Consider the following 6,283-nt stretch of genomic DNA (forward strand, 5'->3'; position numbering starts at 1 on the left):
AGGTGACCCATGGAGGAAAGTATATGTTGCTTTAACACTGTAAAGCAACATATACTTTCTTTAACGGTAAAAAAGCGACCAGGCGAAAAATTATTTTGCAGTAAGGTGCAAAATAATTCAATTCACGCAAAAATATTTGGCATTTTTCTATTCTATATCGCTTCTCACCATGCTTACTTATGCTATGGTTTGGACAGCGGCAAAGTAAGGGTGACGCATGTTCCTTCCCCTTCTATGCTTGTTACTGTCATACAACCTTTATGTTGTTCATAATGTTGAAGCTTATCATCATCCCTAACCCGGTTCCATTTTCTTTTGTGGTGTAGAAAGGAGAGCCTATCTTAGCCAACTGTTCTTTCGGAGTGCCGCATCCTCGGTCGATAAAATATTGAAAAAACAGGAGACAGGACGTATAGGATGGGCCCGGCCTGTCTAAAACTGGAGATGAGGAGGCTGATTTCAAATGGCGGCGAGATTCTGGGTTAACGAAGCTAAAACGATCGTTGGGGGTACCCACTGGTCTAACGGGGTTGAACCTTTTTTGTTTGTGGTTGGGCTTTTAGTGGTAATCGGAGGAACATGGGGCATTCTAAGGGTCAGAAAAAAGCGGAAGCAAAAGGGAATGTAACTTCATTCATGTCAAACTCTTGCGTCATCTGCCAGTACTCCTTTCCTTCTATTCACTCTAACTGTGATTTTTCAGTCAATTTTAGCGATAGGTCATTATGGGAAATGATATTTATAAGTAAGTTATACTTCCTTATAAACTAGAAAAGCCACTATCCCATTTTATGTTCATGGGAAAGCGGCCTTTTTTTCGTTCCTCCCACAATTGCCACTGTATATTCTTCGGTCCGCTATTCTTTCCTGGCTACAGTAGGGTGCATTGCTTGTTCTCCATCTGTTGCGTTGTTAATTAAACTCAGGGGCGACAAATTCCTGCTTTCCTTTTGTTTCCGATTTAGCTTCCACCCGTTTACCGAAGTATTCAGAATCCATCCAACGAAAAATGCGCTAATGACTAACGCGCTCCCTATCATAAGCAAATCATCCATAAGCATTGTGGCTTTATCCATGCTATCCCATCACCTCTTACCATTCATTTTCACCAAAAATGAACAAGTCTACTCCTACACCACGTCAGCACGAAGCATTTTTGCGCGCAGCGTTTTGTCTTGTTTTGTTTGATTGTATGCTGCACATCTTCGTATGTAGAACGTGATAGTAACGAACGGAATGATTTCAGCGAAAAATCATTATGGTTTTAAATGGTAGTTATGCTTTCGTCATAACTGGCAAACTCGGCGGGATTATGGCTGATTCCATCTTTACACCTGACGAAGATCATTCCGATGTCACAGACATGCGACAGGGTTACCGCATCATGGAAAGGTCCACTCATCATTTCCGGGCAATCGAGGTTCATTTGCCGGCTTTCTTCCCGAATCATTTGCCGAATCCATTCCGCACAATCCACTGGTTTAAAGTTTGTTTCTTCTTGAATTGTGTTAAGGTTATGGCGAACCGATACCTGCACAATCATGGTACGGATTTGCTGTTCATAGCGTTCGCGCCGATTCAGGTCGGTATCCCGCAAATCGATCGTAAATTCTACTTCTTCCGGTATAGCGTTTGGTGAATCAGGGAAAACGCGGAGACTGCCAACTGTTGCAACGGAAGGAACACCTGGTTCTTGTTTAACGATTCGATTGATTTCACCAATCATTTCGGTTGCACCTAACAGTGCATCTTTTCGCATATCCATTGGCACGGAGCCAGCATGTCCGGAAAAGCCTTTTACTTTCACCGTCAGCCAGAGCGGACCGGCAATACCCGTCACAATTCCAACCGGTTTCTTTTGCACATCCAAAATCGGTCCCTGTTCAATATGAAGCTCCAGGTAGGCCCCAATCGAGCCTGGCGGATAAACAGACTCTTCCCATTTGCCCGGATCGCACCCGAAATCAAGCAAAGCCTGTTTGCGCGTAATTCCATCCTTATCGGTTCGCTCAAGTTCTCCCGGTTCCAGCTTACCAACGATTCCCCGTGACCCAAACAAACCCTTCTTAAACCGCCAGCTCTCCTCATCACAGAACGCTACCACTTCAACGGGAACTTCAGGGATGATGCCCTGTTCGGCCATCGCCATCGCCGCTTCAACGCCGGCCAATACACCGGCTGTTCCGTCAAAGCGCCCACCATAGGGCTGCGAGTCGAGATGGGAGCCAATCATTAAGACCGGTCCATCGGAATTTTTTCCTTCCAATCGGCCGATTAGATTGCCAAAATCGTCGATTTTGACCGACATGCCCGACTCTTCCATCCAACTGGAAACGATAGCAAAGGCCTCCTTCTCAATATTGGACAGGGCAGGACGGCATACTCCCGTCTCGCCGATTCGCCCGTATTGCGAGATGATCTCAAAGTACTGCGCTAAAGTTTAAATCTGCGAAATACATCCTGGAGTTTTTCAGCCATCATTGAAAGCTGAGAAGCAGAAGAAGCAATTTCTTCCATGGATGCGAGCTGTTCCTGTGATGCGGCAGATACGTTTTGACTCGCATCTGTGGCTGCTTCTACAACTGTGGTAATATTATCAACCGAAGTAGCTACCTCAGCTGTCTTTGTCGTTATTTGTTCAATTGCTGCTGAAACTTCTTGGATTTGTCCAGTAACCCCTGCTACAGCTTGTTGAATTTTTCCAAATGACTCTCCGGCAATGGACACAGCGTATGCACCATCCGCCACTTTGATTGTACTTTCATCTACTGATTTAATCACTTTTTCCGTTTCCATTTGAATCGTTTGAATAACCTTTGTGATTTGCTCAGATGCTTTGGACGTTTGTTCAGCCAGTTTTCGCACTTCATCGGCTACAACAGCAAAACCACGCCCATGCTCTCCGGCACGGGCCGCCTCAATTGCGGCATTTAGGGACAATAAATTGGTTTGTGAAGCAATTTCCTGAATAAACGCCACAATTTTGCCGATTTCAGCCGACCGATCACCCAGAGTTTTTGCCATATTTACCACTTGCTGTACAGTCTCAAAAATTTCATTCATTTGGTCCGTTGCGTTTTTAATAGCCTCATTTCCTTGTGCCACCACTTCTGAGGCTTGAACAGCTGATTCAGAAACATTCTCCGCATTTTGAGAAATATGATCAGCATATTCAGATAAATAGTGAATGATCTGATCGGTATCATCCAGATGGTGAGCTGTTTTATCTGTGCCGGCAGCCATTTCTTGAATATTCATTGCGATCTGTTCTGTCGCTTTACTTGTCTGTTCTGCACTTGCCGTTAACTCTTCGGATGATGCTGCTAATTGTGCGGAAGTTTCATTAATTTCCATCAGGATATTACGCAACGAATGAATCATGCGATTAAAAGAATTCGCTAACTCACCTACTTCATCTTTAGAACTGACTGTTAACTCCCTTGTTAAATCTCCTTCTCCATCGGCAATTTCAACAAGTTGTCCACTAACTTTCTTTAATGGTCGAACAATAGACAGAACAATAAAAATCCAACTTGCCATCACAAGCACTATCATGCTAATAACTAAAAAAGAGAAGAGGAATTCCTGCTTGGTTGCTTTCTGTTTCAATTCATCCTTTAATGCATTAACCTGGCCAGTAACTAATTTGGAAAATTGAGTCACTGATGGATCAACCTTTTCTTTTCGAATCGTGCGTTCTTCTCCGAATAGAATGGATTGCGCTTTTGCCTTATTTCCGCTTTGAAAAGTGGCTACTACCTGTTCGTTTAATTGGTCATATGTTTCAAAGTTGCTTTGAATGCTATCGAGTAAAGAATGTCCACTGGCATCCAATCTGTCATTTTTCTTAATTTGAGCTAATAAAGATCGTATTTCAGCTTTTTTGCTTTCCAACTCTTTTATAAAGGTTTGATCTCCTGTTAACAAATATCCTCGTTCGTCATTGGAAACACCGGCTAAGCGGTATTGAATTTGATTAAAATCATTCTGGTTATTAGTGATGGACGTAATTTGTTGATTCACCTGTTGAAGTTGCTGATTATTCGAAAGGGAATAGATCCCGATGCTCAGAAGATATAGGACTAAAAGGGTAACTACTATCCCTACTTTTGTTTGTATTTTCATAAAATGCATCCCCTCACGCAGTAAAATTACTATTACGATCGTCATATGAAGTGTACAACATTTAGATAGTGTTTGAAAGGGACCATGAAAAATAAAAAATTAACCATTATTATTACTATTACTTATTTTCTATACTTTTGATTTCTACATGACAAAATTCATCATTTTTTAACAAAACACACATCCTATCGTTACCTAAATAGTTTACAATTAAAAAAAAGATGAATCGAGGGAAAAATATGAATATTACTTTAACTGAAATAAAATGTCAGGGCTGTGGAGTCAGACTAACTGAATATGAAGTGGAGGAGAAAGGGCTTTATTGTATGGAATGCCATGAGGAAAAGGTTAAATCAAACCAAAATAAATAAATATAGCTTTTATGGAAAACCCACCAGTCTAGACTGGTGGGTTTAACTATTATCGTTTTCGAGAAACTTGTGAAAATCCACAAATAAAGAAGGATATTTTCTTTTGGTGCCACATAGAGTAAAAAACGCTTACAACTCTATAATCTAAATCGGTGTTATTCATCAAGAACTTTTTTACAAAAGGTGATTACAATGACATGGGAAATGTTAAATCTTCTTGCTATCATCGCATTTTCTTTTAGCGGAGCCATTGTCGCTTTACAAGAAAAATATGATATGTTCGGCGTATATATTTTAGGTTTGGCTGCATCTTTTGGCGGTGGTATTATCCGCAACATATTAATGGGGATACCCATTAAACCAATCTGGGAGCAAGGCGTTTTACTCTATACTGCTCTATTGGCCATTACCATTATTTATGTCTTACCCAAGAAATGGATATACTCTTGGAATCGTTGGAATGATTTTTTTGACGCTGTTGGTTTAGCCGCTTTTACGATACAAGGGGCCGTCTTTGCCGTTGATTTAAAACTATCTCTTGGTGCTGTTATACTTTCTTCCGTCGTAACCGGTATTGGGGGTGGGATTGTCCGTGATATTCTGGCGAGACGAAAACCGGCAATTTTGTATTCCGAAATTTACGCAGTGTGGGCGATCCTAGTTGGAGTTGTGATTGGTTTAGGATGGATAAACAAAGATAGTTTGATCGAACTGTACTCCCTTTTGATAGTTGTTACTGTACTGCGTACACTTTCCATCGTATACAAGTGGCATCTAAAGTTACGTGAGTTTTCAAACTAAAGGAGCAGTGTAGGTTAATAACTCTTTTAATTTTGAAGTAAGAGATAGCTTTGTGTAATACGTATCGAGCAATCTCGGAGTTTATTTCCTAAAACAGTTTGTATGTTCGCCATAGCACTGCTTTCGTATAGTGGGATGTGAAATATGGTTATTCATGAAACGCACCATTCCCTCATTCTCCGCTTCCACAAAAAAGATTCGCGCATATTTTCCGCTACAACAAGAGATAGCAGCTGCGCCGCATGAGTCTCCTCCTGCCAATCCGCTAACGCGAGACCAAGTGGCTGCTCCCCGCTTACAGCCACTACCGCTACCAAAGACTGAGGTTTGCTTTGAAGCAAAGGTTGACAGTGCGGCAAAATCAATGGATGGAAAGGAAACGTTCCAAACCATTTTACCCACTTCCCTGCTGAAATGCTTCCTCAATCCGATGGAGGTGGCTAATCTCGTGGTTTTTTTGGCTTCTGAACAGGCTTCTGCCATTACAGGTACAGCACTGCTGGTAGATGGCAGAATTGTTCGTTCAATTTTAATAGAACCTCCCTCCACGTTCACTCCAGTTATATTTCTTAACAATTGTGGAGTGCAAGCGTCATACGGCTGCTGAGGTGTTAATGACGTAGTATATCGTCCCGAAGGTGACGGCGTTAGTTGTCCGCAAATTGACGAATCTATTGTCCAAGTGTCATTTGAAAAAAGGGAGAATCATGATAATTCTCCCTCAATCACCCGTTTGACCATGTGATCATCAATAATTCGATGTCCGTTCTGTGCTCCATAAAGTAAACAGTGCGTACATACCTTGTTGATGAGCCTTGCGGCCCCTCCGGAATAGCGGTGGATTTCATCTAATGCACCGTCAGAAAAGATTTGTTGGTCTACTCCTGCATAGTGAAGATGCCGTGCCACATACTCGTCAACCTGTGCACGATCATAATGACCCAGTCTGCATTGAAGGTCGATTCTTTGGCGTATCGCCGCAAATG

General features: G+C 41.9%; 6 protein-coding genes and 2 pseudogenes. 3 read left to right on the forward strand and 5 right to left on the reverse strand.

The genetic code is table 11. The annotated features are described in order from the left end of the window. Positions 1 to 247: 247 nt before the first annotated feature. Positions 248 to 517 carry an ATP-binding protein gene (locus H525_RS29190; protein ID WP_342664291.1) on the reverse strand — a complete coding sequence of 90 codons (270 nt, stop codon included), beginning with the start codon at positions 515 to 517 and terminating at the stop codon, positions 248 to 250. Here H525_RS29190 and H525_RS27810 point away from each other — a divergent pair. Further along, positions 464 to 628 (forward strand): hypothetical protein, encoded by a 165-nt coding sequence (locus tag H525_RS27810; protein ID WP_162142505.1) that lies wholly within the window; start codon positions 464 to 466, stop codon positions 626 to 628. The genes H525_RS29190 and H525_RS27810 overlap by 54 nt on opposite strands. A gap of 229 nt (positions 629 to 857) precedes the next feature. On the opposite strand, the gene H525_RS0114935 is transcribed toward H525_RS27810, so the two are convergent. The 3 genes and pseudogenes from H525_RS0114935 to H525_RS0114945 all read right to left on the reverse strand — a co-directional run bounded on the left by H525_RS0114935 (position 858) and on the right by H525_RS0114945 (position 4,125). Next, entirely contained in the window at positions 858 to 1,076 is a 219-nt protein-coding gene (locus H525_RS0114935; RefSeq protein WP_027416851.1) for a hypothetical protein, read from the reverse strand. A gap of 188 nt (positions 1,077 to 1,264) precedes the next feature. Beyond that, positions 1,265 to 2,422 (reverse strand): annotated as a pseudogene (locus H525_RS24285) (M20 family metallo-hydrolase); the annotation flags it as partial. 11 nt (positions 2,423 to 2,433) lie between these two features. Then, complete coding sequence (locus H525_RS0114945) at positions 2,434 to 4,125, reverse strand: methyl-accepting chemotaxis protein (RefSeq protein ID WP_027416852.1); 1,692 nt, start codon at positions 4,123 to 4,125, stop codon at positions 2,434 to 2,436. Positions 4,126 to 4,688: 563 nt separating this feature from the next. On the opposite strand from H525_RS0114945, the gene H525_RS0114950 reads away from it, so the two are divergent. Together H525_RS0114950 and H525_RS0114955 are read left to right on the forward strand one after the other, a co-directional pair. After that, a complete protein-coding gene (locus tag H525_RS0114950; protein WP_027416853.1) occupies positions 4,689 to 5,297 on the forward strand; it encodes a trimeric intracellular cation channel family protein in 609 nt (202 codons plus the stop codon). A 154-nt stretch (positions 5,298 to 5,451) separates the two neighbouring features. Continuing rightward, positions 5,452 to 5,904 (forward strand): SDR family oxidoreductase, encoded by a 453-nt coding sequence (locus H525_RS0114955; RefSeq protein ID WP_027416854.1) that lies wholly within the window; start codon positions 5,452 to 5,454, stop codon positions 5,902 to 5,904. Between the two features lie 98 nt (positions 5,905 to 6,002). Here the strand turns inward: H525_RS0114955 and H525_RS28710 are convergent. Further along, positions 6,003 to 6,283 (reverse strand): annotated as a pseudogene (locus H525_RS28710) (AAA family ATPase); the annotation flags it as partial.

Origin of the sequence: Aneurinibacillus terranovensis DSM 18919 (assembly GCF_000430625.1) — a bacterium.
GTDB classification, from domain to species: Bacteria; Bacillota; Bacilli; order Aneurinibacillales; family Aneurinibacillaceae; genus Aneurinibacillus_B; species Aneurinibacillus_B terranovensis.